General features: G+C 65.9%; 25 protein-coding genes. 9 read left to right on the top strand and 16 right to left on the bottom strand.

The features are described from left to right. Window positions 1-98: 98 nt before the first annotated feature. Window positions 99-1,721: a response regulator gene (locus AAC067_RS10615; protein WP_339932291.1), complete on the bottom strand. Its 1,623-nt coding sequence runs from the start codon at window positions 1,719-1,721 to the stop codon at window positions 99-101. Window positions 1,722-1,926: 205 nt separating this feature from the next. On the opposite strand from AAC067_RS10615, the gene queC reads away from it, so the two are divergent. The 3 genes from queC to AAC067_RS10600 are packed head-to-tail and all read left to right on the top strand — an operon-like array spanning window position 1,927 to window position 3,646. Continuing rightward, window positions 1,927-2,643, top strand: a complete 717-nt coding sequence (gene queC / locus AAC067_RS10610; RefSeq protein WP_339932289.1) for a 7-cyano-7-deazaguanine synthase QueC — start codon at window positions 1,927-1,929, stop codon at window positions 2,641-2,643. Continuing rightward, window positions 2,640-3,275 (top strand): 7-carboxy-7-deazaguanine synthase, encoded by a 636-nt coding sequence (gene queE / locus AAC067_RS10605; protein ID WP_339932473.1) that lies wholly within the window; start codon window positions 2,640-2,642, stop codon window positions 3,273-3,275. The genes queC and queE overlap by 4 nt, the downstream gene beginning before the upstream one ends. Before the next feature lie 8 nt (window positions 3,276-3,283). Beyond that, complete coding sequence (locus AAC067_RS10600; RefSeq protein ID WP_339932287.1) at window positions 3,284-3,646, top strand: 6-carboxytetrahydropterin synthase; 363 nt, start codon at window positions 3,284-3,286, stop codon at window positions 3,644-3,646. Between the two features lies 1 nt (window position 3,647). On the opposite strand, the gene AAC067_RS10595 is transcribed toward AAC067_RS10600, so the two are convergent. From AAC067_RS10595 to AAC067_RS10580, 4 genes are all read right to left on the bottom strand, one after another. Beyond that, window positions 3,648-3,920 (bottom strand): hypothetical protein, encoded by a 273-nt coding sequence (locus AAC067_RS10595; protein ID WP_339932285.1) that lies wholly within the window; start codon window positions 3,918-3,920, stop codon window positions 3,648-3,650. A 62-nt stretch (window positions 3,921-3,982) separates the two neighbouring features. Continuing rightward, window positions 3,983-4,678, bottom strand: a complete 696-nt coding sequence (locus tag AAC067_RS10590) for a pirin family protein (RefSeq protein WP_339932283.1) — start codon at window positions 4,676-4,678, stop codon at window positions 3,983-3,985. 88 nt (window positions 4,679-4,766) lie between these two features. Next, a complete protein-coding gene (gene aroC, locus AAC067_RS10585) occupies window positions 4,767-5,852 on the bottom strand; it encodes a chorismate synthase (protein ID WP_339932281.1) in 1,086 nt (361 codons plus the stop codon). Window positions 5,853-5,864: 12 nt separating this feature from the next. Continuing rightward, window positions 5,865-6,596, bottom strand: a complete 732-nt coding sequence (locus AAC067_RS10580; RefSeq protein ID WP_339932279.1) for a DnaJ C-terminal domain-containing protein — start codon at window positions 6,594-6,596, stop codon at window positions 5,865-5,867. A gap of 98 nt (window positions 6,597-6,694) precedes the next feature. Between AAC067_RS10580 and pdxH the strand changes: the two genes are divergently transcribed. Continuing rightward, window positions 6,695-7,369, top strand: coding sequence for a pyridoxamine 5'-phosphate oxidase (pdxH, locus tag AAC067_RS10575; RefSeq protein WP_339932277.1), 675 nt, complete (start codon window positions 6,695-6,697; stop codon window positions 7,367-7,369). Here pdxH and AAC067_RS10570 read toward each other — a convergent pair. Then, the gene (locus tag AAC067_RS10570; RefSeq protein WP_339932275.1) at window positions 7,316-7,999 is read right to left on the bottom strand and encodes a TetR/AcrR family transcriptional regulator; all 684 of its coding nucleotides are present in this window, start codon (window positions 7,997-7,999) and stop codon (window positions 7,316-7,318) included. The two genes, pdxH and AAC067_RS10570, sit on opposite strands and share 54 nt — an antisense overlap. 85 nt (window positions 8,000-8,084) lie before the next feature. Further along, complete coding sequence (gene udk, locus AAC067_RS10565; RefSeq protein ID WP_339932273.1) at window positions 8,085-8,732, bottom strand: uridine kinase; 648 nt, start codon at window positions 8,730-8,732, stop codon at window positions 8,085-8,087. A gap of 162 nt (window positions 8,733-8,894) precedes the next feature. On the opposite strand from udk, the gene AAC067_RS10560 reads away from it, so the two are divergent. Together AAC067_RS10560 and AAC067_RS10555 are read left to right on the top strand one after the other, a co-directional pair. After that, window positions 8,895-10,526: a long-chain-fatty-acid--CoA ligase gene (locus AAC067_RS10560; RefSeq protein WP_339932271.1), complete on the top strand. Its 1,632-nt coding sequence runs from the start codon at window positions 8,895-8,897 to the stop codon at window positions 10,524-10,526. Window positions 10,527-10,547: 21 nt separating this feature from the next. Continuing rightward, window positions 10,548-11,249 carry a DUF1499 domain-containing protein gene (locus AAC067_RS10555; protein ID WP_339932269.1) on the top strand — a complete coding sequence of 234 codons (702 nt, stop codon included), beginning with the start codon at window positions 10,548-10,550 and terminating at the stop codon, window positions 11,247-11,249. On the opposite strand, the gene AAC067_RS10550 is transcribed toward AAC067_RS10555, so the two are convergent. After that, window positions 11,234-12,136, bottom strand: a complete 903-nt coding sequence (locus AAC067_RS10550; protein ID WP_339932267.1) for an MBL fold metallo-hydrolase — start codon at window positions 12,134-12,136, stop codon at window positions 11,234-11,236. The genes AAC067_RS10555 and AAC067_RS10550 overlap by 16 nt on opposite strands. Window positions 12,137-12,205: 69 nt before the next feature. Here AAC067_RS10550 and AAC067_RS10545 point away from each other — a divergent pair, with 69 nt between their 5' ends. Beyond that, entirely contained in the window at window positions 12,206-12,352 is a 147-nt protein-coding gene (locus tag AAC067_RS10545) for a hypothetical protein (protein ID WP_339932265.1), read from the top strand. Window positions 12,353-12,390: 38 nt separating this feature from the next. Here the strand turns inward: AAC067_RS10545 and AAC067_RS10540 are convergent, their stop codons facing one another. Next, window positions 12,391-12,948, bottom strand: a complete 558-nt coding sequence (locus AAC067_RS10540) for a hypothetical protein (protein WP_339932263.1) — start codon at window positions 12,946-12,948, stop codon at window positions 12,391-12,393. A 219-nt stretch (window positions 12,949-13,167) separates the two neighbouring features. Between AAC067_RS10540 and AAC067_RS10535 the strand changes: the two genes are divergently transcribed. Continuing rightward, complete coding sequence (locus tag AAC067_RS10535; protein WP_339932261.1) at window positions 13,168-16,218, top strand: TonB-dependent receptor; 3,051 nt, start codon at window positions 13,168-13,170, stop codon at window positions 16,216-16,218. Window positions 16,219-16,393: 175 nt separating this feature from the next. Next, window positions 16,394-16,927, top strand: a complete 534-nt coding sequence (locus tag AAC067_RS10530; protein ID WP_339932259.1) for a hypothetical protein — start codon at window positions 16,394-16,396, stop codon at window positions 16,925-16,927. A 164-nt stretch (window positions 16,928-17,091) separates the two neighbouring features. On the opposite strand, the gene metH is transcribed toward AAC067_RS10530, so the two are convergent. The 7 genes from metH to AAC067_RS10495 form a co-directional block, all read right to left on the bottom strand. Further along, window positions 17,092-19,737, bottom strand: a complete 2,646-nt coding sequence (gene metH / locus AAC067_RS10525; RefSeq protein ID WP_339932257.1) for a methionine synthase — start codon at window positions 19,735-19,737, stop codon at window positions 17,092-17,094. Beyond that, complete coding sequence (locus AAC067_RS10520) at window positions 19,737-20,804, bottom strand: homocysteine S-methyltransferase family protein (RefSeq protein WP_339932255.1); 1,068 nt, start codon at window positions 20,802-20,804, stop codon at window positions 19,737-19,739. The genes metH and AAC067_RS10520 overlap by 1 nt, the downstream gene beginning before the upstream one ends. Next, window positions 20,804-21,748 carry a methylenetetrahydrofolate reductase [NAD(P)H] gene (gene metF / locus AAC067_RS10515; RefSeq protein WP_339932253.1) on the bottom strand — a complete coding sequence of 315 codons (945 nt, stop codon included), beginning with the start codon at window positions 21,746-21,748 and terminating at the stop codon, window positions 20,804-20,806. Before metF ends, AAC067_RS10520 begins: the two co-directional genes overlap by 1 nt. Continuing rightward, window positions 21,748-22,710, bottom strand: coding sequence for a metalloregulator ArsR/SmtB family transcription factor (locus tag AAC067_RS10510; RefSeq protein WP_339932251.1), 963 nt, complete (start codon window positions 22,708-22,710; stop codon window positions 21,748-21,750). The genes metF and AAC067_RS10510 overlap by 1 nt, the downstream gene beginning before the upstream one ends. A gap of 68 nt (window positions 22,711-22,778) precedes the next feature. Next, window positions 22,779-23,723, bottom strand: coding sequence for a 2-hydroxyacid dehydrogenase (locus AAC067_RS10505; protein ID WP_339932249.1), 945 nt, complete (start codon window positions 23,721-23,723; stop codon window positions 22,779-22,781). 113 nt (window positions 23,724-23,836) lie between these two features. Continuing rightward, window positions 23,837-25,504, bottom strand: coding sequence for an energy-dependent translational throttle protein EttA (gene ettA, locus AAC067_RS10500; RefSeq protein WP_339932247.1), 1,668 nt, complete (start codon window positions 25,502-25,504; stop codon window positions 23,837-23,839). Between the two features lie 133 nt (window positions 25,505-25,637). Continuing rightward, a complete protein-coding gene (locus AAC067_RS10495) occupies window positions 25,638-26,417 on the bottom strand; it encodes an SDR family oxidoreductase (RefSeq protein WP_339932245.1) in 780 nt (259 codons plus the stop codon). Between the last annotated feature and the right edge of the window lie 4 nt (window positions 26,418-26,421).

Here is a 26,421-nt window from a genome sequence, read left to right as displayed (position 1 = left end):
TCTTGTGCAACCAGGCGGTAACCGCCTGATCCCTGAATAGGTGTCAGGTCCGCTGCCGTCGAGCCGGTATCGTCACCGGGCACCCTCCAGGTCGGATGTCAGGCGACCGAGCGGCCGGCGGTGTCGGTCTCATCTGCGACCACGGCATCGGCATTGAGTGCGCTGTTAATCGCCCGGCGCAGACGCTCGGGCTTGATCGGCTTCTCGACCACATCGCACATACCGGCCGACAGATAGGCTTTGGTGTCTTCCGGATCGGCATTGGCGGTCAGGGCGACGATCGGAATGTCCTGCGCCGGACCGGCCAGGGCGCGGATGGCGCAGGTCGCCTGGACCCCGTCCATCCGGGGCATCTTGATATCCATCAGGATCAGGTCGAACGCCCGTTCCTGAACAGCTTCCAGGGCCTCCAGCCCGTCCTCGACGGTTTCGGAGGTACAGCCGAACATCTCGCACAGGGCCTGGGCCACCACGCGGTTGGTGGCATTGTCATCGACGATCAGGATGTGCGGCGTCCGTTCAAATTCGAAATTCGAGAGGTCGGTGACATTGGAATCCTGGCGGACTTCGATCGCGGTGCGCTGGACGTCGAGGTCGAACGCAAAGGTCGCGCCGCGACCGGCATTGTTCTCCGCCCGCAGGCTGCCGCCCATCTCGCTGACGATACGGTTGCTGACGGTCAGGCCCAGACCGGCACCATTCGAACCGGCACCATGGATGAAGGGGTCGAAAAAGGACTCAACCACAGCGGTGTCGATCCCCGGACCATCATCGCGCACGCGGGCCTCCAGCCGGATACTGTCACCCAAGGCTGTGGCCTTCAGGCTGGCCTCGACGGTACCATTGCGCGCGGAACCGAGAGAATTGCTGATCAGATTGTCCAGCACCTGTCGCAGGCGCGGCCCGTCGATCAGGGCCCCGAGTTCGGTGTCGCCCTCGTAGCTGATCATCAGGTTGACGCTGTCTTCGGCGGCGCGTGGAGCCCAGTCCGACTGAATCCCGTCCATCAGGGCCTGAAGTGGCGTCGGCTGGAGGTTCAGTTCCAGCTCACCGGCCTCGGCGCGGGACACGTCGACGGCGTCCTGCAACACCTGCAACAGGGTTTGGGAGGATTCGACGATGGTGCTGACGTGCGACCGGGCCTCTCCGGGCAGGGGCAGTCGCCGCAGCAGTTCGGCGACGGCCAGGACGCCGTTCATCGGCGTGCGCAGTTCCCGGTTCAGCACCGACATGAACTGGCTCAGCGAGCGGGCGGTGACCAGGCCCTGGGCGTTTGTATCCGCCAGCGCCCGCGCCTCTTCGGTCAGGGCGTTAATCCGCTCACGCTGCTGACTGTTGACGACCTGGATCAGCGAAACGGCGGTGCCGACCCCCTGATAGACGCCATTCTGGGTGACGATGAAGCTGCGCATCAGTGCGCCGGGGCCGCTGTGCAGCAGGGCTTCGGAAAAGGCGTCGATGCGTACGCCCGCTTCAACGACGGCCGGCTCGGTGTCCATCAACAGGGTAACAGGACGGTCAGCAAAGTGGGCGTGTGCCAGCGGGGCGGCGAATTTCAGCAGGAAGGCATCGCGTTCGACCAGGCCGAGCGGGCGACCGTCCTCGACCACCGGTATACCCAGGGTGTCGGGCTCCTGCTGGAACCGCGTAAAAATCACGCTTCCCGGCGTTTCCGGACCCACCGGTTCGGTGCGTCGGGTCAAGGTTTCGATGGTCGGCATACGCGCCGTACTCCAGTGCAACCCTGGAACCGTAGCTGCGAACCATTTTCGGAACCGTTAATCCTGAACGGGTGCCGGTGACCCCGGCCAGCGAGGCGGGCGATGGATTTTGCACCCGGCGACCGGCTGGTGTAGAAGGCCGCCCGATCTTCACAGTCCCATCCCTTTTGCATGCGCGCGGCCGACGGCCGACCGCAGGGTCGTCATGAGCGATTTCCACGCCAATACTGCCGCGTCCGCCCTCGTCCTGTTCTCGGGCGGGCAGGACAGCGCCACCTGCCTGGCCTGGGCGCTGGAGCGGTATGACCGGGTCGAAACCGTCGGGTTCGACTACGGCCAGCGCCATGCGGTCGAGATGCAGGCTCGTCTGGTGGTGCGTGAGTCGATGACGCGGGCCCTGCCGCAGTGGGCGGGGCGGCTGGGGCCGGACCATGTGGTCGACCTGACCGGCTATGGCCGTATCGCCGAGAGCGCCATGACGACCGACCGGGCCATCGAGATGGACGCGCGCGGTCTGCCGACCACCTTCGTGCCCGGGCGCAATCTTGTGTTCCTGACCTGTGCCGCGGCCCTGGCTGACCGGCGCGGGCTGGCGGTGCTGGTCGGGGGCATGTGCGAGACAGACTTCTCGGGCTATCCCGACTGCCGCCGCGACACGATCGACGCCATGGCCACGGCGCTGAGTCTGGGGTTGGACCGGCCGGTGGTGATTGAGACGCCGCTGATGGCCCTGACCAAGGCCGAGACCTGGGCGCTGGCCGGGCGCATCGGCGGGCAGCCGCTGATCGATTTGATCCTTGAGGACAGCCACAGCTGCTATCTGGGCGACCGCGAACACCGTCGCCCGTGGGGCTATGGCTGCGGCACCTGCCCAGCCTGCGAACTGCGTGCCGCCGGCTATCAGCAATGGCTGGCCGCATGACCTATGCGGTGAAGGAGACCTTCCTGACGGTGCAGGGCGAGGGCGGACAGGCCGGTCGTCCGGCCGTCTTCCTGCGTTTCGCCGGCTGCAATCTGTGGAGCGGGCTGGAACGGGACAGGGCCGCGGCCGTCTGCAGCTTCTGCGACACCGATTTCGTCGGCACCGATGGCGACGGCGGCGGCAAATTCCGTACGGCCGAGGCCATGTCCGACCATGTCGCCTCGCTGTGGCGCGGGCGTGAGGGTGATCCGAAACTGGTGGTCTGCACCGGGGGCGAGCCGTTGCTGCAGCTGGACGCGGCCCTGATCGCGGCCCTGCACGCGCGCGGCTTTGACATCGCGGTCGAGACCAACGGCACCCTGACCGCCCCGGTCGGGATCGACTGGGTCTGCGTCAGTCCCAAGGCCGAGGCCCCGGTGGTCCAGACCTCGGGCCAGGAGCTGAAGCTGGTCTTCCCCCAGATCACGGCCATGCCGGACCGGTTCGAACACCTCGACTTCGAACGTTTCTGGCTGCAGCCGATGGACGGTCCCGAGCGCGAGGCCAACACCGCCGCCGCCCTCGACTACTGCCTGACCCACCCCCAATGGCGCCTCAGCGTCCAGACCCACAAATACATTGGCGTCCGCTAGACATGACGATGTTCGAGATCACCAAACAGGCGACGTTCGACGCCGCCCACCATTTCCCAAACGAACCCGAGGGCAGCATCTATCGCCGCGTCCACGGTCACTCGTTCACCGTTGAGGCGACGGTGCGCTCGGCGACGCTGGACACCGAGCATGGCTGGGTCGCCGATCTGGGCGCGCTGGACCGGGCCCTGAAGGCCGCCGCGGGCGAGCTGGATCACGGCATGCTGAACGAGAAGGCCGGGCTGGAGCTGCCCAGCCTCGAGAACCTGTGTCTGTGGTTCGTGGCACAGCTGAAGCCGGAATGGCCGGGGTTGAGCCGGATTACGGTGGCCCGTCCGACCATCCATGAGCGGTGTACGCTGACGCTTTAGACTAGCAGTCGCGGCCGCGGGCCTGGCGCTGTTCGCAGCGGCGTTGCTCGCGCTCATAGGTGCGCTGTTCCCGTTCGCGTTTGGCCTTGGTTTCCTCGTCAGAGGTGGTGACGGCGTCGAAGCCGGCTCCGACCACAGATCCGGCGACCTTGGCCGTGCCACCGACGACGGCCGCAGTGCCGCCCACGACCGCCCCGACCAGACAGCCCTGCAGCAGCAGGGATCCGGCCAGGACGGCGGACAGGGTGGCAAGGCGAGGGATCGATCGGGTCATATGGACTCTCCGGGGACACCCCGTTCTGGTCATGAAAGCATGAACAGAGCCTGACCCAACCGCTAGCGGCTGTCGACCATCACCAGTTCGGCGTCGATGCCGGCGGTGATGACGATCTCGGCCTCGTCCTTGATGGCCGCGCCGTCGCGGGCGTTCAGGGCCACGCCATTGACCTCGACCGTGCCCACGGCTGGCACCAGATAGGCGCGGCGGCCGGGGGGCAGGCTGTAGCGCAGGGTCTCACCTGCGGTCAGGGTCGCGCCCAGCACCCGGGCGTCAGCGTTGATGCTCAGGGCCTCGTCGGCGGGGTCGCCCGAGGCCAGAACCGAGAACCGGCCGCTGCGGTCGGACTTGGGAAAGGCGCGCGCGCCCCAGCCCGGTTTCGCGCCGGGCCGGTCGGTCTCGATCCAGATCTGGAACAGGGTGGTGGTTTCATCCTCCAGATTAACCTCGGAGTGGCGCACGCCGGTGCCCGCGCTCATCACCTGCACGTCGCCCGCGCCGGTGCGGCCCTTGTTGCCCATGGAATCCTCATGGGTGATGGCCCCGGTGCGGACATAGGTGATGATCTCCATGTCCGAATGCGGGTGGGGCGGAAAGCCCGATTGGGCGGCGATCTCGTCGTCGTTCCAGACGCGCAGCCGGCCCCAGCTCATGCGGGACGGGTCATGGTAGTTGGCGAACGAGAAATGGTGTTTGGCGTTGAGCCAGCCGTGGTCGGCACCGCCGAGGCTGGCAAAGGGTCTGACGTCGATCATGATGTGGTCTCCCTGCGACGTCGGCGTAACAGCACCCGACGTCGGCTCGCAAACCATATAGGTAACAACTACTGTTGCGAAAAGAGGGTTACCCCACCTGGGCCCGGTGCCGCAGCATGGCGTCGGCCAGAACACAGGCGGCCATGGCCTCGACCACCGGCACGCCGCGCAGGGCGACGCAGGGGTCGTGGCGGCCCTTGGTGCGCAGATCGGTCTCGGTGCCGTCGCGGGTGATGGTCTGGCGTGGGGTCAGGATCGAGGAGGTCGGCTTGAACGCCACCCGCGCTGTCAGCGGCTGGCCGGTCGAGATGCCGCCCAGAACGCCCCCGGCATGGTTGGACAGGAAGACCGGCCGGCCGTCGTCGCCCAGCCGCATCTCGTCGGCGTTCGCCTCGCCGGTCAGTTCGGCGGAGTCGAAGCCCGCGCCGATGTCGACGCCCTTGGCCGCATTGATCGACATCAGGGCTGCGGCCAGTTCGGCGTCCAGCTTGCCGTAGACCGGCGCGCCCCAGCCGGCGGGCAGGCCGGTGACCTCCAGCGCCACCACCGCGCCAATCGACGAGCCTGCCTTGCGGATGCCGTCGAGGTAGTCTTCCCAGGCGGCCACCACGCTGGCCGAGGCGGCGAACAGGGCATTGTCATAGACGGCGTCGAAATCGACCGCGTCGGCCGCGATCCGGTGCGGTCCCAGCTGGACCACGCCGGCGCGGATGCGGATGCCTTCGCCCAGCACCTTGCGCGCCACGGCCCCGGCGGCAACGCGCATCGCCGTCTCGCGGGCCGAGGAGCGGCCGCCGCCGCGATGGTCGCGGACTCCGTATTTGGTCTGGTAGGTCAGGTCGGCGTGGCCGGGGCGGTAGGCGCGGGCGATCTCGCCATAGTCCTTCGAGCGGGCGTCCTCATTGTCGATCTGGATGGCGATGGGCGTGCCGGTGGTGACCGGGCCGTTTCCATCGTCGAAGACGCCGGACAGGATGCGGGCCGTGTCGCTCTCCTGGCGCTGGGTGACGAAACGGCTGCCGCCGGGTTTGCGCCGGTCCAGCCACGGTTGCAGGTCGGCCTCGGTCAGGGGGATCAGGGGCGGGCAGCCGTCGATGACGCAGCCGATGGCCGGGCCGTGGCTCTCGCCCCAGGTGGTCACGCGAAACAGATGGCCGAAGGTGTTGTGGGACATGTCGCCTCCGGCTTAGGCCGCAAGACGGTCCGGCGTCCAGACGCGGGTGAAGCGGGCCAGAAGATCCTCGGCCGAGGACGGGCAGTCCGCCACCGGCATCAGGGTCACGAACAGATGGCCCGTCGCGCGGGTACCACGCGCGGGCAGGCCGAGATTGCGCAGCCGCAGACGGACCGGCGTCTGCATTTCGGCCACCACCCAGGCCTGGCGGGGCCCGGCATGGGTGTCGATCTCGACCCGGCCACCGTCTTCCAGTACCCGCGGCGACACCGCCCAGGTCATGAACAGGTCGTCTCCGAGCACGGACAGACCGTCGGTAGGACGGATCAGGACCGACAGATACAGGTCGCTTCCGTCGGCTGCCCCCTGACGCAGGCGCAGATGTTCGCCACTGCGCAGCCCGGGCGGTACGGCGACGCGCAGGGTACGTTCGGCCACGGCTACCCGGACCCGGCCGCCGTTCAGGGCCTGCATTGGCGTGATGCCGACCACCGGGCGCGCGGCTGGCCGGGCTGTGGGGGCCGCGAGTGCCGGACGCCACGCTCCGTCCTGCTGGATCAACCTCCAGGCGGCAATGATGCGGCGAAACCGGTCGGCGTCGCCGCCGGGCTGATCGGGTCGTGCCGCCTTGACCGCCTGACGGAAGGCGCGGGTCAGGGCCGCGGCTTCCACTGCCCCGTGCAGTCCCAGCAGGGCATAGGCCTCGCGGGTCGAGGTCACCTCGGTATGGGAACGGGCGCGCATTGTTTCCAAAGGCCCTGAACAGCGTCAACGGGCGGTTAACCGCGACCGGCGGTCGCGTCCCCTTTCGCGGTGCTGGCCAACGGCGCTATGTCAGCGGCATGACCGCACCCGTGATCCCGACCAGCCCGACCCGTGAAGAGTATGCGGCCGACTATGCCGCGGCCCTGGCCGCCAATGGCGATGAGACGATGTTCAGCCGCGACGATCCGTTCGACCTGTTCATCGACTGGATGGCCGACGCGCGGGGTAGCGAGTCCAACGACGCCAATGCCATGGCCCTGGCGACCGCAGACGCCGACGGCGTGCCGGATTGCCGGATGGTCCTGCTGAAGGACGTCGATGCGCGTGGATTCACCTTCTATTCCAACAGCGAGAGCGCCAAGGGCGAGCAGTTGGCGGCGCGGCCGACGGCGGCCCTGCTGTTTCACTGGAAATCCCTGCGCCGGCAGGTGCGGGTGCGCGGGCGCATCGAACCGGTCAGCGCGGCCGAAGCCGATGCCTATTTCGCCAGCCGGGCGCGAGAAAGCCGGATTGGGGCCTGGGTTTCGGACCAGTCACGGCCGTTGCAAGATCGCCCGACGCTGGAGGCCGCGGTGGCGCGGGAGACAGCACGGTTCGAGGGGGATGACGTTCCGCGTCCGGTGCGCTGGACCGGATGGCGTCTGGTACCTGAAAGTCTGGAGTTCTGGCGGGATCGGCCGTTCCGCCTGCATGACCGGCTACGCTTCGATCGCGACGGCCAGAACTGGAGCCGGACCCGTCTCTGGCCCTGACGCGCCGGAGACACCGTAGCGAGCGAGGAAGGTCTCGACGGCGTCGGCGGCGATTTCCGGTACCGAGCGACGGATCTGGACAGCATCGCCGGTGACCAGCGGCACGAAGAAGACGGGGTGCTCCATCATCCCCATCAACTGGCCGGCAGCCCATGACGGGTTGTCGATCTTCAGCTGTCCGGCGCGGCTCAACGTTTTCAGCGCCTCGATCAGGTCGGCACCGAAGCTTTTCCGGCCAATCTCGAAGAAGTTCGCCGCTATTTCCTGGAAGCGAGGTCGCTCGGCCATGACCAGGCGAAAGATGGAGCGCACGAAGGGATCGGCCATGAAGTCCCCATAGGCTTCAGCGAACAGGGTCAGCTGCTCCCGCGCCGAACCGGAGGCCGATTGTACGAATTGCATCCGTTGAATGAAGTCGACGGCCGCATCGTCGATAACGGCCTCGAACAGCTCGGCCTTGCCGGCGAAATAGGTATAGAGGGTCGCGGTTGAGACATTGGCGTCGCGGGCGATGGGCTCAATCCGCGTACCCGCATAGCCCACGCTCATGAACTGGCGCCGGGCATGGCGGATAATCGCGGCGCGTCGGGGATCTGATGAGAGCGATGACGAAACGGCAGTATCAGTCATGGGCATTCAACGTCTTCTGATTGATCGCACACTGACGCCTGGATTATTGCACCGCAACCTAAACCTAGTCGGTAGTATTACGGCCTCAGCGCGCCCGCCACGGGGCCAGTAGAGGGTGGGCAAGCACCGGGGCGGCCAACCGAATGACCACCTGCGGATCCTCAAGGCGCACCGCAGCGGTGGCGTCGGCGACCACGAAATCGGCGTTGACCCGGGATGGCTCAGTCAGTCGTTCATGCCCGGGCCGGACCGTGGCCAGATACTGGGCGATCACGGAATCCGCGGTGCGACCGCGCTCGGCCTGGTCGCGCAGCAGGCGGCGGATGAAGCGGATGTCGGCCGGGGTGTCGACGAACACCCGGATATCGAACAGCGCTGACAGGGCCGGGGTGCACAGCACATGGGTGCCCTCGATCACCACCACTTCGGCGGCGCGGACGGCTTCGCCGCCGGGATCGCGGCCGTGATGGATAAAGGAATAGAGTGGGGCAACGATGTCGTGCCCGGCCTTGAGCGCGGCCAGGTCTGCGATCATCAGATCGTGATCCCGCGCGGCGACATCGTCGAAATCGAAGGTCGCCGGGTCGAAATCGGGCAGTCCGGCCGAGTCCCGATAATAGGAATCCTCACGCAAAAGCACGGCGACCCCGTCCGGCAGAGCCGACACCAGCGCCTCGGCCAGGGTGCTCTTGCCCGAGCCGGACCCTCCGGTGATGGCGATCAGAATACTCACGTCGTGCCTCCGCCGTTTCAGCCCGGCCGTTCTAGGAGTGGGGACGGGTGAAGGCTATCCCGAACCGGCTTCGGCTGACGCTAGGTCACGTTGCTTATCGCCGATCACGTCGGTAGCGTGCGCCCAAGTGCCTCGTTGAGCAGGCACATACGAGGGATTGAGATGCTTGGATTGATGCAGGACTGGCCGCTGACGGTCGACAAGATCATCGACCATGCGAAGAACTGGCACGGCCATCGCGAGGTGGTCTCGCGCTCGGTCGAGGGGCCGATCGTCCGCACCACCTATGCCGAGATGCATGGCCGGTCCAAGCGGGTCTCGAACGCCCTGTTGGCCTGGGGGGTCAAGCCCGGCGACCGGATTGCCACCCTGGCCTGGAACACCGGCCGCCACATGGAGGCCTGGTACGGCATCATGGGCATCGGGGCAGTGTGTCACACGCTGAACCCACGCCTGTTCCCGGAACAGCTGATCTACATCATCAACCACGCCGAAGACCGGATGATCTTCGTCGACCTGACCTTCGTGCCTCTGCTTGAAGCCATTCTGCCGCACTGCCCCAGCGTCAAAAAGGTCATCGTCATGACCGACGAATGGACGATGCCGGCGACCAAGCTGCCCGCGGCCGAATGCTATGAACAGGTGTTGTCCGAAGCTTCGGAAGACGTGACCTGGGGCGGGTTCGACGAACAGACCGCCTGCGGCCTCTGCTACACCTCGGGCACGACCGGTAACCCCAAGGGGGTGCTGTACTCGCACCGCTCCAACTTCATCCATACGCTGCTGGGCCTGCAGACCACGGTGCTGGGAGCTACACCGAACGAGGTGATCCTGCCGGTGGTGCCGATGTTCCACGCCAATGCGTGGGGCATCGCCTTCGGCGGCCCGGCAGCCGGCTCCAAACTGGTGCTGCCCGGGGCGAAGATGGACGGTGAATCCATCTACGAGCTGATCGTCAGCGAGGGCGTGACCTTCTCGGCCGCCGTGCCGACGGTGTGGCAGGGCCTGCTGACCCACCTGCGCGACAACAAGCTGCAGATCCCCACGGTCAAACGGGTGCTGATCGGCGGCTCGGCCGTGCCCGAGAGCCTGATCCGTGCCTTCCATGACGAGTTCGGCATCGAGGTGCTGCAGGGCTGGGGCATGACCGAGACCTCGCCGATCGGCACCCTGTCCAACCTGCCGCCGGAACTGGCCGCCCTGCCGTACGACGAGCAGATGAAATGGCGCGTCAAACAGGGCACGCCGCCGCTGGGTGTCGAGCTCAAGCTCAAGGATTACGACGGCAACGAGATCCCGCACGACGGCCACAGCTACGGCCGGCTGATGATCAAGGGCCCGACCATTTCCGGAGCCTATTTCAAGGACGAGGGCGGCAGCATTCTCGATGACGAGGGCTTCTTCGACACGGGCGACGTCTCGACCATCGACGAACAGGGCTTCATGCAGATCACCGACCGCGCCAAGGACGTGATCAAGTCCGGCGGCGAATGGATCAGCTCGATCGAGATCGAGAACATCGCCGTCGGCCACCCCAAGGTCGAACTGGCGGCCGTGATCGGCGCGGCCCATCCCAAATGGGACGAGCGTCCGGTTCTGCTGATCAAGCTCAAGCCGGGCGAGAGCGAAAACAAGCAGGAACATCTCGACTTCCTGCAGGGCAAGATCGCCAAATGGTGGACGCCGGACGATGTGGTTTTTGTCGACGACATCCCGCTGGGGGCCACCGGCAAGATCGACAAGAAGGGCCTGCGCGAGCAGATGAAGGACTATCGTCTGCCCGGCGCAGGCTGAATTCTTCAAGGAGCGACCCGGATGACCCCGTCAGGCAAATCGACCCGACCGCGTGGCGGCATCGGCATGCGCTGGCTGGTTCTGATCGTGCTGGCGGCCCCCTTGCTGGTCTTTGTCGCGGTGCTGGGGACGCGGTTCGGCCTCTGGTCGGTTGAGATCGGGCGCGATCTGCTGACGCTGCAGATCGGCCGCTGGCTGGCTCTGGCCGGTCTGGCCGCTGCGGCCCTGGGCGTGCTGTTGGCCTTGCGCGACCTGCGCCGCCTCGGCCTCATCGCGGTTGTCAGCCTGTTGGTCTCGCTGGCGACCGTCGGCCTGTTCGTTCGCCAGCAGGCGCTGCTGGTGGCACCGGCCCCGCTGGACGCGACCACAGCGCCTGGTGACGCGCCGGGTTTCAGTGCTGAAACCGCCGGACTGCGCAGCGCCCTGCACGCGCCTGACTCTCCTGCGGCCTGCCCGGGCCTGACGGGGGTGCCGACCCAGGTGGCGTCGGAGACGGCGACGGCGGCGCTGGAGGCGGCCGGCTTCACCGTACAGAAGGCGGGACTGTTCCAGTCCGAAGGCCTGCATGAGGGATTCTGGTTCGGTCTGCGCCATGACGCCGTGGTGCGGATCCGCCCCGGTCGTACCGATGTCCGGGTCACCGCGCGCGACGGCCGGGACCAGGGCGACGCTGCCTGCCGGTTGGCGCGCGACATTGTCGACGGGCTTCAGGCTGGACGGTAGGTCGCGTTCAGGGTCGCCGCCGGTTCGGCCACGACCCGGCCTTCGGCCACCAGTTTGATCAGATGGGCCAGCACCGACAGGCTGGCCGCCGGCCATAGTCTTTCGTCTACCGCTATATAGAGAACCGGGACCATCGTCGCGATAGTCCGGTCGCCGGCGTGCAATCGTTCCAGAATCTGCGCTTCGCGTGCCAGCCGGTGGTCACGGTAGGCGCACAGGAACGGGCCGGGATCGGTGACCGGCGCGCCATGGGTGGGCCACAGGGTGGTGAAGTCGCGGGCGATGACCGCGTCCAGACTCTTCATATAGGCGACCATGTCGCCGTCCGGCGGAGCGACCACGGTCGTTGACCAGCCCATCACGTGATCGCCGCTGAACAGGGCGTTCTCCTCGCGCAGGATGAAGGCCAGATGGTTCGAGGCGTGGCCGGGCGTGGCCAAGGTCTCCAACGTCCAGCCGTCGCCGCTCACGATTTCGCCGTCGGCCAGGATCCGGTCCGGGCAGAAGTCGTCGTCATCATCCTCCTCGATCGTCACCGCCGTGTCGTGCGGACGCGCAATGGGGGCGGCGGCCAGCACCGGGGCCCCGGTCGCCCGTGACAGGGGGCGGGCGAGGGGGGCGTGATCGCGGTGGGTATGGGTCACCAGGATGTGGCTGACCGTCTGACCGTCCAGCGCTGCCAGCAGGGCGGCCAGGTGAGCGTCGTCGGCCGGACCGGGGTCGATCACCGCGACGCCGGCACCCGGGCGGTGAGGGCCGACGATATAGGTGCCGGTGCCGGTGAAGGTGAATGGTCCCGGATTGCGGGCGGTGACCCGCCGGATCAGCGGAGACACCGGTTCCGTCTCGCCGTAGCGGACCGGATGGTCGCGAACATAGGGGATCATGTCGCCCGGCCGGGCGACCGGCCCGAGGCTTGCGTTAGGACTTCGTAAACCTTCTGCGGAGTGCGCGTAATGGCTGTTTCCATTGCTTTGGCTGTCTCAAATCGGCTCCAGCCGGTCGCTGTGGCCCTGTTCTGTCTCATGGCGGCGCAACTGGTCATGGCCTCATGCACGCCCGAACCCGTGCCCTATGCGTCCCGGGTCATGATCCAGCGCTGACGCCCGGCATTGTGGACGGGCGGACAGGCTCGTGACGGCTATTGCCGGCGAACGCGCACCGCGCGGCTGTCCCCGACGACCAGAAGGAAGCTGCCCAGCGCCGCACTGCGCACCGTCACCGGCGGTGTGCCGCGGTTGCGGAAGCTGACATAGGCGGTGTCGATTTGCTGCCAGACGCTGCCGTCGGCCAAGGTGAAGGTCCAGCGGCCCTCCCAGTTCTCGGTGGCCGTGACCAGCGTCGAATCAATCGACGTTACTGATTCGGGCGACCCGTTGCGCTCAAACAGGTTCGGAATCGACGGCAGGCTGAAGCCAAAATTTTCCCGCCGCGCCGTGCTGATCTGGTTGCGATCGACCACCACAACCTCGCCCTGGCGCTCGGCGGCGTCCAGCGCGGCGGCGGCCACGTCATAGCAGGCGAGGCGGGCCGAGGCGTCCGACATCGTGCGGCAGGCGACCAGTCTGGCCAGTACATCAGCGCGCCCCAGCGTCGGTTCGCCACCGGCAGCCTGGGCAGGCGGGGCGGCGGTTACAGCCGTCGCGGACAGGGTCAGAATCGCGAGGGCGGACAGGACGGTAGAGGTTGATCGGGTCATGGCTCTGGGCGCTCTTTGACGCGCGGACGGATGCGCCCCCTCCTTATGCATGAACACGATCATGCTCACCAGAGATCGCCAGATGGGCGAACGTGGCCGGAATACGACAGTCGAGGGGCAAGTTTGTTACGAAGGTGTAATTGCGGTGGCGTAAATGGGGGCGATCCGGATAGTTTGCGGCAACTGGGGTGTAATCTGTCGCCACAGCTATTGACTATCATGTCCGTCACCTCGGCGCTCTGGGTCCCAATGGTCCCGATGTCGAACCAGGAGGAACAAGCTTTGAAAGCCCACACCATCCGTCAGCAATTGCTGGCAACCACTATCATCGGCGGTCTTGTCGCCTTCGCCGCGCCTGTTATGGCGCAGACGCAGCCGGCCGCTACCCAGGTTGACGAAGTCGTTGTCACCGGTTCGCGCATCGTCCGTCAGGACTTTGCCGCGATCAGCCCGGTCACCACCGTTGGTCAGGAGCAGCTTGAGCTGACCCAGACCCTGACGGTCGAGTCGCTTCTCAACGAACTGCCCCAGGTCGTTCCGGGCAACATGCGCACGTCCAACAACTCGGGCGGTGAACCGTTTGCCACCATCGACCTGCGTGGCCTCGGTGCCAACCGCAACCTGGTGCTGGTCAACGGCGAGCGCATCCCCGGGTCCTCGACCTCGGGTACGGTCGACCTGAACACCATCCCGGCTTCGCTGGTTCAGCGCGTTGAAGTCGTGACCGGCGGTGCCTCGGCCGTTTACGGTTCGGACGCCATCTCGGGCGTGGTCAACTTCATCCTGAAGGAAAACTACGAAGGCGCCGAAATGTCGGTGACCTACGGTTCTTCGTTTGAAGGCAAGGCTCCGGAAATCGAAGTCAACGGCCTGTTCGGTGGCAATTTCGCCAACGGCCGCGGCAACATGACCGCATACGGTGCCTACTACAGCCGTGGCGAAGTGTTGCAGAGCGAGTTCGACTACTCGCGCACCTCGGCTGCCCTGTGCTTCGACGCGAATCCCTTCTCGGCTGACCCGACCGTGGCTACCGTCTGCGACTCGTCCGCTGAAGCAGCCACGTTCCTGAACGCCGGTGGCTATGTCTATCCCGGTGGTTCGGCGACGCCGTCCTGGGGCTGGATCGCCAACTCGTCGACCAACGCGTTCAACCCCGCAGTCCTGAACGTCAATCCGCTCACATCCGGCCAGTTCGCCAGCTACGATCATGACTGCAACCCGTCGACCCCGAATATCGCTTACGGTGCCGGCGAGCGTAACCTGTCGTTCAATGATGCTGGCGCGCTCGAGCCCCGCAACGGCGGTGGAGCATGCTCCGTTCCGGATCGTGCCGCTGGCTCCTCGCGTTACAACTATGCGCCGGACAACTTCCTGATCATCCCGGCCGAGCGCGTCAACTTCACCACCATCGGCACCTATGACTTCTCCGACACCCTGCGCGCCAAGGTTCACCTGAACTACGTCAACAGCACCTCGCAGGTTCAACTGGCTCCGACACCGGCGACCGGTCTGACCGTGACGCTGACGCCGGCCATGCAGACGTTGATCAACGCCAACCACCCCGATCTAGCGGCTGCCCTGGCCTCGCGTCCGTTCCCGAACCGTTCGTTCACGATGAACCGCCGTATGAACGAAGTCGGTACGCGTAACTCGTTCGACGAGAACAACTCGTTCTACCTGCTGACGACCCTGGAAGGCGAGTTCTCGCCGGCCTGGGACTGGAGCCTGACGGCCTCGTACGGCTCGAACAAGTTCGACCAACGTGCGGAAAACAGCGTGAATGCAACCGCCCTGTCGCAAGGCCTGGCCGGTTGCCAGGATGCTACCACCGGTGCTTCGCTCGGTGTCAACGCCCTGCCGGGTTGCGTTCCGCTCGACATCTTTGGTCCGGGCACTCTGACCGCTCCGATGGCGGCGTTCATTCGCGTCAACACCTTCTCGACCACCCAGGTCGAAGAGACGCGCATCGCCGGTTTCACCCGCGGTAACCTGTTCTCGCTTCCCGCGGGTCCGGTCGCTTCGGTGTTCGGCTTTGAATATCGTGAAACCGACGCTGAGTTCCGCGTCGACAATGAGCAGCGTACCGGCAACATCTTCGGCTTCAACGCCACCCAGGACCAGGCCGGTTCGGTCAACGTTCAAGAGCTCTACACCGAGATCTCGGTGCCGCTGCTCGCCGACATGACCTATGCCAGCTACCTGGGCCTCGAGCTGGGCCTGCGTTATTCGGACTACTCGTCGATCGGCACCGTCTGGACCAACAAGATCGGTCTGGAATTCGCTCCGGTCCCGTCGCTGCGCTTCCGCGCCGTCTACAACGAAGCCACGCGTGCTCCGTCCGTGTTCGAACTGTTCCAGAACGGTGACCAGGGCTTCCCGTCCTACATCGACCCCTGCGCTGGTGCCACCGGCTCCGCCGCAGCGTTCTGCCAGACGCAAAGCGGTTCGGTTACGCCTATTAACTGGGCTACCTTCGCCGCTACCAACTCTCAGGTTGAGGCCTTCTCGTTCGGTAACCCGAACCTGGCGCCGGAAACCGCCCAGACCTTTACGGCTGGTTTCGTGTTCCAGCCTGACTTCCTGCCGGTCGGTCGTCTGAGTATGACGGTGGACTACTACGACATCAAAATCACCGACGTGATCGCGTCGTTTGGTGCCCAGTTCTTCATCAACGATTGCTACACGAACAACGTGGCAGCTTCCTGCGCCCGCGTCGTTCGCGATCCGGCCAACGGTCAGATCGACTACGTGAACACCTCGCGTGGTAACCAGGGTGAGTTCGCCACAAACGGTGTCGACCTCGCTGTGGAATACTCGATCGATCTGGCTGACGTCGGCCTCGCCGGTCGTCTGCGGATCAACGAACTGGCCAGCTTCGTCGACTCGTATACCTTTAACGGTAGCGAGTTTGTCGGAACCACTAGTGCGGGTGTTGGCGGCGCGATCTTTGACTTCAAGAACGTCCTGTCCGCCTTCTACGACATCAATGACTGGACGTTCATGACGCGCTGGAGCTACCTGCCGGAACTGAACGACGATCCGGGCTTCGGGTTCGTGAATGAGTTCCTGTCGCCGGCCGCTTCCTACGTCGACATGTCGGCCCGCTGGAACGTGACCGACAACGTCGCTCTGTCGGCCTTCGTCGGCAACGTGCTTGACGAGACCCCGCCGCAGACTCTGAACGGCGTGTTCTCTCAGGGTAACACCGACCCGCAGATCTATCGTCTGCTGGGCCGCACGTTCTCGCTGAACGCACGGGTCCGTTTCTAGGTCTCGATCTAGAACGCAAGACTGGGGGCGGCGGGGGAAACCCCGCCGCCCTTTTTCTTATGCGGCGGCCTGTCCGTGGCTTTCGACGTCCCGAAAAAGCCATCGGCAGCCATCAGACCGTTGAGGCGTTTAGACCGGCTGCCAAAGGGTGGCCGCCGTTTTTGAAGGTTGATCCATGAGTTTTCTTGCCGTCATCGCCGCTACTGCCGCATTCCACGGTCTGCCCCAGGACGGTCCGATCGTGACCGCGCCAGTTGCCGAGGCCGCTGATGCCGTGCGCTATCGCGAGGCCGTGGCCTATGCCAATCCGATGCCGCGCGGCGCTCCGAGCGCTGACTATCCGCTGGTGGCGTGGTGCGACGCCCTGGTCACCGGCCACGTCGCCATTGGCGAGAGCCTGACCGATTCCGATCCGCTGGACCTGGACATCATGCGTCTGGGCCGCCTCGAGGCCGCGGATTTCCGCGCGGCGATGGCCACGGCCCGGTCGCGCCAGACGCCCGCCACCCTGACAGCCGCCCGTGAGGCCGCCGCCGAGGCGACCGCCCGTTGGGCCCCGCTGATGGCCCAGGACGAGGCTGTGCGCAGTCAGGCTTTCGGCCTGTTCTTTGGCCTGCCCGGCCGGTGCGAACACGCCGCCCGCCGCATTCGCGACGGCGTCACTTCAGCCCCGGCCACGCCGGAAGACGTGGGTCTGGACCCGAACTGATCGCAGCAACCCCCTCCACCGCTTCGCGGTCCCCCTCCCCCTGCGGGGGAGGAATGGGGGCGGTTCAAATCCTCCCCCACCGGGGGAGGGGGACCATCCAAAGGATGGTGGAGGGGGTGTGAACACTCTCCTGTTCCGGGCGCGGCGAGGGCAGGAAAAGTCCCTCAGCCTCCGGGATCGTAGTTGAGGATCGGCGACAGCCAGCGTTCAGCGGTCGCCGCGTCCCAGCCCTTGCGTTTGGCATAGTCCGCGACCTGATCGCGATCGATCTTGCCGACGCCGAAGTAGTGGCTGTCGGGGTGTCCGAAATACAGGCCGGACACCGCGGCCGGCGGGGTCATGGCGAAACTTTCGGTCAGCACGATACCGGCCTTTTCCGTGGCCTCCAGCAGGCGGAACAGGGTCGCCTTTTCGGTGTGGTCAGGCTGGGCCGGATAGCCGGGCGCGGGACGAATGCCTTGATATTGTTCGGCGATCAGTTGGTCGGTCGTGGTCACCTCATCCGACGCATAGCCCCAGAGTTCGGTCCGCACCTTCTTGTGCAGCGCTTCGGCAAAGGCCTCGGCCAGCCGGTCGGCCAGGGCGGTGGACAGGATAGCTGAATAGTCGTCGCCGGCGTCGCGAAAGCGTTGCGCGACCTCCAGCTCGCCGTGACCGGCGGTGACGGCGAAGGCTCCGATCCAGTCCTGGCCCTCGGGTGCGACGAAGTCCGACATGGCCAGATTGGCCTTGCCGTTGGTCTTGGCGATCTGCTGGCGCAGGGTATGGAAACGGGCGATCTCGGTCGTCCGGCTTTCGTCAGCATAGACGGCGACATCGTCGCCGACCGCATTGGCCGGCCAGAAGCCGACCACGCCGCTGGCCCGGTACCATTTCTCGTCGATGATCCGCTTCAGCATGGCCTGCGCATCGCGGAACAGGTCGCGCGCGGCTTCACCGACGATCTCGTCCTCGAGAATCAGCGGATAGCGGCCGGTCAGCTCCCAGCTGGAAAAGAACGGTGTCCAGTCGATGTGGTCGGCCAGGTCCTGCAGGTCCCAGTCCTCAAAGGTGCGCACGCCGAGGAAGGAGGGGGCTTTCGGACGCGGTGCGGTCCAGTCGATGGGGAAATGGTTCTGGCGCGCCTTGTCGATCGGGGTGCGGGCCTTGGCCGTCTGGCTGCGGGCGTATTGTTCGCGGATGCGGACGTATTCCTCGCGCGTGGCCGCCTCGTTCTTCGCCCGCTCGGTCTTTGACAGCAGACCGGACACGACACCGACCGCGCGGCTGGCGTCGATGACATAGGTGGTCGAGCCGGCCTTGTAGCCGGGCTCGATCTTGACCGCAGTATGGGTGCGACTGGTGGTGGCCCCGCCGATCAGCAGGGGGATCGAAAAGCCGCGCCGCTCCATCTCGCGGGCCACGAACATCATCTCGTCCAGCGACGGGGTGATCAGGCCGGACAGGCCGACGATGTCGACCTTGTGCTCGACGGCGGCATCGAGAATCCGGTCAGCCGGGACCATGACGCCGAGGTCGATGACCTCGTAATTGTTACACTGCAGCACGACGCCGACGATGTTCTTGCCGATGTCGTGGACGTCACCCTTGACCGTGGCCATCAGGATGCGGCCGGCCTGTTCGCGTGGTTTGCCGGCTTTTTCGGCCTCCATGAAGGGTTCGAGGTGGGCGACCGCCTGTTTCATCACCCGGGCCGACTTGACCACCTGCGGCAGGAACATCTTGCCCGCGCCGAACAGGTCGCCGACGACGTTCATGCCGTCCATCAACGGGCCTTCGATCACGTGCAGCGGGCGTTCGGAGCCCAGTCGTGCTTCTTCCGTGTCCTCGACGATCCAGTCGGTGATGCCGTTGACCAGGGCGTGCTCGATCCGCTTGCCGACAGGACCTTCGCGCCATTTCAGATCGACGACCCGGGCCACACCCTTGTCGCCCTTGTAGTTGGGGGCCAGATCGACCAGCCGTTCGGTGTTCGAGACATTGGTGCGCTGCTTGCGGTTCAGGATCACATCTTCGACCGCCTCGCGCAGCACCGGGTCGATGTCGGTATAGACCGGCAGGTCACCCGCATTGACGATACCCATGTCCATGCCCGCCTGGATGGCGTGGTACAGGAAGACGCTGTGGATCGCCCGGCGCACCGGCTCGTTGCCGCGGAAGCTGAACGACACGTTCGAGACGCCGCCCGAGATCCGGGCGTAGGGCAGGGTGGCCTTGATCACCTTGGTCGCCTCGATGAAGTCGACGGCGTAGTTGTCGTGTTCCTCGATCCCCGTCGCCACGGCGAAGATGTTGGGATCGAAGATGATGTCCTCGGGCGGGAAGCCGACCTCGTTCACCAGTATGTTGTAGGCGCGTGTGCAGATCTCGATCTTGCGCGCGGCGGTGTCGGCCTGGCCTTCTTCGTCGAAGGCCATGACCACGACGGCCGCCCCGTAGCGCAGGCATTTGACCGCCTGCTGCCGGAACTCGGCCTCGCCCGCCTTCATCGAGATGGAGTTGACGATCGGCTTGCCCTGGACGCATTTCAGGCCCGCCTCGATCACCTCCCATTTGGAGCTGTCGATCATCACCGGGACCCGGGCGATGTCGGGCTCGGCCGCGATCAGGTTGAGGAAGGTGATCATGGCCTGCTGCGAATCCAGCAGGCCCTCGTCCATGTTGATGTCGATGACCGAGGCCCCGGCCTCGACTTGCTGACGGGCCACGGCCACGGCGGCGGCATAGTCGCCCGCCATGACCAGTTTCTTGAACTTGGCCGAGCCGGTGACGTTGGTCCGCTCGCCGACGTTGATGAAGGTGGGACGCACTACGCTACCAGTTCAAAAGGTTCGAGACCCGACAGCCGCATGGCAATCGGACGTTCGGGGACTTCCCGGGTCGGTAATTTGGCCACCGCTTCAGCCGTGTGCCGGATGTGGTCCGGCGTGGTGCCGCAGCAGCCGCCGACGATGTTGACCAGACCGGACGCGGCCCATTCCTCGATGAAATGGGCGGTCTCGTGGGGTTCCTCGTCATACTGGCCCATGGCGTTGGGCAGGCCGGCGTTGGGATAGGCGGCGACCAGGGTGTCGGCGACGCGGCTCAGTTCTGCGATGAACGGTCGCATCAGGTCGGCCCCCAGGGCGCAGTTGAAGCCGACCGCGAAGGGTTTGGCGTGGCGCACGCTGTTCCAGAAGGCCTCGGCCGTCTGGCCCGACAGGGTGCGGCCCGAACGGTCGGTGATGGTCCCGCTGATCCAGATCGGCAGGGCCTCCATGCCCTCGTCCTCAAGGTCCTTGATGGCCTTGATTGCGGCCTTGCAGTTCAGCGTGTCGGTGATGGTTTCGATCAGATACAGGTCGACGCCACCTTCGTTCAGGGCCTGCACCTGCTGCCGGTAGGCGGCGTAAACTTGATCGAAGGTGACCAGACGGGCACCGGGATCGTTCACGTCCGACGACATCGACAGCATCTTGGTCAAGGGCCCGATCGAACCGGCGGCGAAGCGTGGCTTGTGCGGCTCTTTCTCGGTCCAGCGATCGGCGGCGGCGCGGGCCAGTTTCGCGCCTTCGAAATTGATGTCCGTCACGGACTGAACGTCCAGCCCGTAGTCGTCCTGGGCGATGGTCGTGCCCGAGAAGGTGTTGGTCTCGGAGATGTCGGCCCCGGCAGCGAAATACTGGTCGTGCAGGTCGGCGATGATGTCCGGCCGGGTCAGGCACAGGATGTCGTTGTTGCCCTTCATCTGGCCGTTGTGTGCGGCGAAGCGCGCGCCGCGGAAATCCTCCTCGGACAGTTCGCGACGCTGGATCATCACCCCCCAGGCCCCGTCGAGCACGAGGATGCGTTGTTTCGCGGCGGCATGCAGGGCGGCGATACGGTCGGCACGGGTCATCAGGCGGTCTCACGCACGCCCAGAACCCGGCAGATCGCATAGACGAGATCGGCCCGGTTCAGGGTGTAGAAATGGAAGTCGGAAAAGTCTTCTTCCTGCAGTCGGGCGCAGGTCTCGGCGGCGACCGAGGCGGCCAGCAGCTTGCGGGTCTCGGGGTCGTCATCGAGGCCGTCGAAGTGCGTGGCCAGCCAGGCCGGGACAGCCGTGCCGCAACTGGCACTCATCCGCTGCAGCGCCGCGAAATTCGACACGGGCATGATGCCCGGGATCAGGGGAATGGTGATCCCGGCGGCCCGGATCCGGTCGCGGAAGCGCAGGAAGGCGTCGATGTCGAAGAAGAATTGGCTGACGGCCCGGGTCGCCCCGGCGTCGATCTTGGCCTTGAGCACGTCGATGTCGTGGTCGATCGACGGGCTCTCCGGGTGCTTCTCGGGATAGGCCCCGACGGTGATGTCGAAGCCGCCGACGGCACTGATGGCCTGGCTCAGTTCGGTGGCATTGGCATAGCCGTCGGCCCGCGGTTGGTAGGCCCCGCCGATACCGCCGGCGCTCTCGTGTCCGCCGGGCGGGTCACCGCGCAGGGCAACGATATGGTCGACGCCGATGGCCTTGTAGCTCTCAATCACCTCATCGACCTCGGCGCGACTGGCCTCGACACAGGTCAGGTGGGCGGCGGGGCGCAGGCTGGTTTCGGCGATCATGCGCTGAACCGTGCGGTGGGTGCGCTCGCGGGTCGAGCCGCCGGCCCCGTAGGTGACCGAAACGAAGGCCGGGTTAAGCGGCTCCAGCCGACGCACGGCCTTCCACAGCACCGCTTCAGCCTCATCGGACTTGGGCGGGAAGAATTCGAACGAAACCCGGACTGGGTTGTCGTTCTGACCGGCGCGGGCCACCGGTCCCAGCGGGGACAACAACAGGGCGCGGGCTTCAGCCAGGGTCGCCATCAGGCAGATTTCCTCTTGGTCGCGACAGGGCGCACGGCGGTCCAGATGGTCACGGTCAGACCCGCATTTTCAGGGGGCAGGGCAATGACGGCGGATGGCTTCAGTCCAGCCGCGGCGATCCACGCCCGGATTTCCTCATCGGTAAAGCCGAGACGGCGATGCTGATGCTGCTCACGGAGCGCTTCCATCTCGTGCGGAGCGAAGTCGATGATCAGCAATTTGCCGCCGGGGGCGACGAGGCGCGCGGCCTCGGTCACGGCGGCGACGGGGTCGACCAGATAGTGCAGCACCTGATGTACGACGACGAGGTCTGCGCTCTGCGGCGGCAGGCGGGTGGCGAAGATGTCGCCGTGGCGCAGTTCGACCTTGTCGAGATCGGCGCGGGCGACATTGCTGCGGGCGATGTTGAGCATGCTCTGGCTCAGGTCGAGACCGACCGACATGGCGGCCTTCTTGCCCAACAGCGTCAGCATCCGCCCCGAGCCGGTGCCGAGATCGACCATCCGGTCGAACGGGCCGGGACCGGCGGCCTTTTCGATCGCAGCCTCGACCGCGCCTTCGGACACATAGAGGGAGCGCAGATGGTCCCATTGGGGGGCGACGCGTTCGAAATAGGCAGAGGCGTCGGCTTCGCGTTCGCGGTGAACGTCTCCCAGCCGGGCATGGTCGCGTTCCCCGGCCTCGTCTTCCAGCAGATCGAGGACGGTGTCGACCAGACCCCGGGCACTGCCGTCGGAGGACACGCGGTAGAAGACCCGGGCCCCGTCGGGGAAGCGTTCGATCAGGCCTGCATCGGTCATCAGCTTCAGGTGACGGGACACGCGAGGCTGGCTCTGGTCGAGGATGCCCGACAGCTCCATCACCGACAGCTCCTCACCGGCCAGCAGCGACAGGATGCGCAGGCGAGTCGGTTCGCCGGCGGCGCGCAGCATATCGACGGTCTGGTCGGCGGTCAGTGTCATGGGCCCTGCTTCGGAAGATCATATAAGGATATCCTTATATGATCCTACAAGGCAATGCCCGCATCGGCTCAGGCGGCGGAAGAGGGGTCCGCAACCGGGGATACCAGGGGTTCGCCGGCAAAGGAGGCCTGCAGGTTCTGCATCAGCAGCATCAGCATGCCCTGGACGGCCTCGGTCGTGGCTCCGGCCGTGTGCGGGGTCAGGACGGTATTGGGCACATCGGCCCAGCGGGCGGCGTCGATCGGTTCCTGCTCGAACACATCCAGCGCCGCCTGGCCGAGGCGGCCGTCTTTCAGGGCGGCGATCAGGGCGGTTTCGTCGACCAACTGGCCACGGGCGACATTGACCAGCAGGCCATCGGGGCCGAGGGCGTCGATGACCTCGCGCGAGATCAGGCCGATATTGTCGTCGTCGGCCCGGCAGGCCACGACGAGGATGTCGCTGTCGCGGGCCAGGTCGATCAGGGAAGCGGCGCGGGGCCAGGCAGCGATCCGGTCGCGCGGGCTCCACCACTGGACACTCATCCGCAGGGCTTCGACCCGACTGGCCACGGCAATGCCGATCTGGCCGAGACCGACTATGCCGACGCGCTGGCCGTGCAGGGACGGGGTGATGGTGCGCACATCGACGGTCCAGCCACCGGCGCGCATCTGGCGGTCACCGGACGCGATCTGGCGGCGGGCGGCGAGGATCAGGCCGAGAGCGTGGTCGGCGACGTCTTCGTGATTGACGCCGGGGGCATGGGTCACCGGCAGGCCACGGGCGCGGCACCAGTCCACATCAATGCCGTCATAGCCCGACGTGAAACAGGCCAGCAGTTCCAGATTGGGCAGGCTCTCGATCAGGTGTTTGTCGATCGGATATTCACCGGCGACCACCATCACCCGGATGTCGTCGCGGGCCTCGACCGGCGGGCCTTCCCAGAACCGGTAAACCGTATAGGTCGCTTCAAGGAAAGCGGTCAGCGGTGCCAGGTGCCGCTGCATGATCAGGATGGCGGGGCGGTGGGTCATGGGATGATCCTACACCAGCCACGGGGTCTGCCAGCAATTCCGATGTCGAACGCGGTAGGAGGCAGGTTCCGGCTGACTGTCCCGTGCGAGACAATCAGCCGGTTCGGAGCGGTCTAGCGGCCGAACTTCTGGAATTTGATCCGATGGGGGATCAGGCTCTCGACGCCGAGGCGGCGCTTCTTGTCTTCCTCATAGGCCTCGAAATTGCCCTCGAACCATTCGACGTGGCTGTCGCCCTCGAAGGCGAGGATGTGGGTGGCCAGACGGTCGAGGAACCAGCGGTCGTGGGAGATGACCACGGCGCAGCCGGCGAAGCCTTCCAGCGCCTCCTCGAGGTTCTGCAGGGTCTCGATGTCGAGGTCGTTGGTCGGTTCGTCGAGCAGCAGCAGATTGCCGCCGGTGGCCAGGGTCTTGGCCAGGTGGACGCGGTTGCGCTCACCGCCGGACAACTGTCCAACTTTCTTTTGCTGGTCGCCGCCCTTGAAGTTGAAGCTGCCGACATAGGCGCGGGTGTTGATCTCGCGCTTGCCGACCATCATCACGTCGGTGCCGCCCGAAATCTCCTGCCAGATGGTCTTGTTGGGATCGAGCGAGTCGCGGCTCTGATCGACATAGGCCAGCTTGACCGTCTCGCCGACCTTTATGGTGCCGGCGTCGGGCTGTTCCTGGCCGGTGATCAGACGGAACAGGGTCGACTTGCCGGCGCCGTTGGGGCCGATGACGCCGACGATACCGTTGGGCGGCAGTTTGAAGGTCAGATCCTTGAACAGCAGCTTGTCGCCATAGGCCATCTCCAGCCCCTCGGTCTCCAGCACCACATTGCCCAGACGCGGGCCGGGCGGGATCTGGATGACGGCGTGGGTCTGGGCCCCGCGCTGGCTCTCCTGTTCGGAGACCATGCGCTCATAGGCGGCCAGACGGGCCTTGGACTTGGCCTGACGGGCCTTGGCACCGGAGCGGACCCATTCCAGTTCGCGGGTCAGGGCACGCTGGCGGGCTTCGGATTCCGACTGCTCCTGCACGACGCGCTTGGTCTTCTGCTCCAGCCAGCTGGAGTAGTTGCCCTCGTAGGGGATGCCCTTGCCGCGATCGAGCTCCAGCGTCCATTTGGTCACGAGGTCGAGGAAGTAACGGTCGTGGGTCACGAGGATGACGCAGCCGGGGAAGGCCTCGAGGTGATGCTGCAGCCAGGCCACGGACTCGGCGTCGAGGTGGTTGGTCGGTTCGTCGAGCAGCAGCATGTCCGGCTTGGACAGCAGCAGGCGGGCCAGGGCGATGCGGCGTTGCTCGCCACCGGACAGGTTTTCGACCGACCAGTCATTGGGCGGGCAGCGCAGGGCGTCCATGGCCATTTCGACACGGCTGTCGATGTCCCACAGGTCGCCGGCGTCGATCTTCTCCTGGAGGGCGGTCATCTCCTCCATCAGCTCGTCGGTGTAGTTTTCACCCAGCTCCATGGCGACGGCGTTGAAGCGGTCGACCAGCTGCTTTTCCTCACACCAGGCGATGGCGTTTTCCCAGACGGTCTTGGTGTCGTCGAGGTGGGGCTCCTGCTCGAGGTAGCCGCGTTTGATACCGTCGGCGGCCTTGGCCTCGCCGGCGAACTCCTTGTCGATGCCGGCCATGATCTTCAGCAGGGTCGACTTGCCCGAACCGTTGACGCCGACGACGCCGATCTTGGCGTCGGCATAGAAGCTCAGCCAGATGTTTTCGAAGATCTTTTTGCCGCCGGGGAAGGTCTTGGTGAGACCCTGCATCTGGAAAATATATTGCTGCGCCATGAGGTGCGGTGCGCCCTGTCGTCTGATCGGTGGGGGGAGGTAGGCGCGGGATGTAGCCGCCACGCCGGGTTTGGGCAAATCATAGGGGCCGGGAAGGGCGGTTTGATGGCCGAACCGCCCCGGTGAATCGGGCCTACAGGGTGTAGCCGCCGTCGACGGTCAGGGCCGCGCCGGTGATCGAGCGGGCGGCGTCTGACAGCAGGAAGACGATCTGGGCGGCAATCTCCTCGGGTTTGGCGTAGTGGCCCAGCGGCGTGGCGAAGCCGGCCATGCGCTCGAAGGCGGCCGCTTCCGAGCCGGTTTCGGCCACCAGATCGGTGAAGAAGGGCATGGTGCGCCAGATCGGGGTCTCGACCCCGCCGGGCAGGATGGCGTTGACGCGGATGCCGCGCGGAGCCGCTTCCTTCGCCGCCACGCGGGCCAGCTGCAGCAGGGCGGCCTTGGAGGCCCCGTAGGCGGCGATGCCGGGCTCGGCCTTCACAGCGGAGGCGGACGACACCACCACGGCCGCGCCGCCGTCGCGCAACAGGCGCATCCCGGTCCGCAGGGTCAGGAAGGCCCCGTCCAGATTGATCGCCATGACCCGTCGCCAGGCCGCGAGCGACAGGTCGGCGATGGGGCAGGCGTCGGATATGCCGGCATTGACGACCACGCCGTCCAGCCCCTGTCCCTGATCACGGATATTCTGTTCGAGGGTGTCCCAGGCGGCTTCGTCGGTCACGTCCTGCGGGCACAGCGTCAGGGTCGGGCCGTTTTTCAGCGCGTCGCCGAGCGCGTTCAGTGCCGCTTCGTCGCGATCGAGCAGGATCAGGGCGCGGGCCCCGTCGGCGGCCAGCCGCTGCGCGGTGGCGAGGCCGATGCCGGAGGCGGCACCGGTGATCAGGACAACCCCGGGGGATGTGGCTTCGGACATAGGG

The sequence above is a fragment of the uncultured Brevundimonas sp. genome, from assembly GCF_963977465.1.
In the GTDB taxonomy this organism is placed as follows: Bacteria; Pseudomonadota; Alphaproteobacteria; order Caulobacterales; family Caulobacteraceae; genus Brevundimonas.
This window is presented reverse-complemented; position numbering and strand designations above follow the sequence as displayed.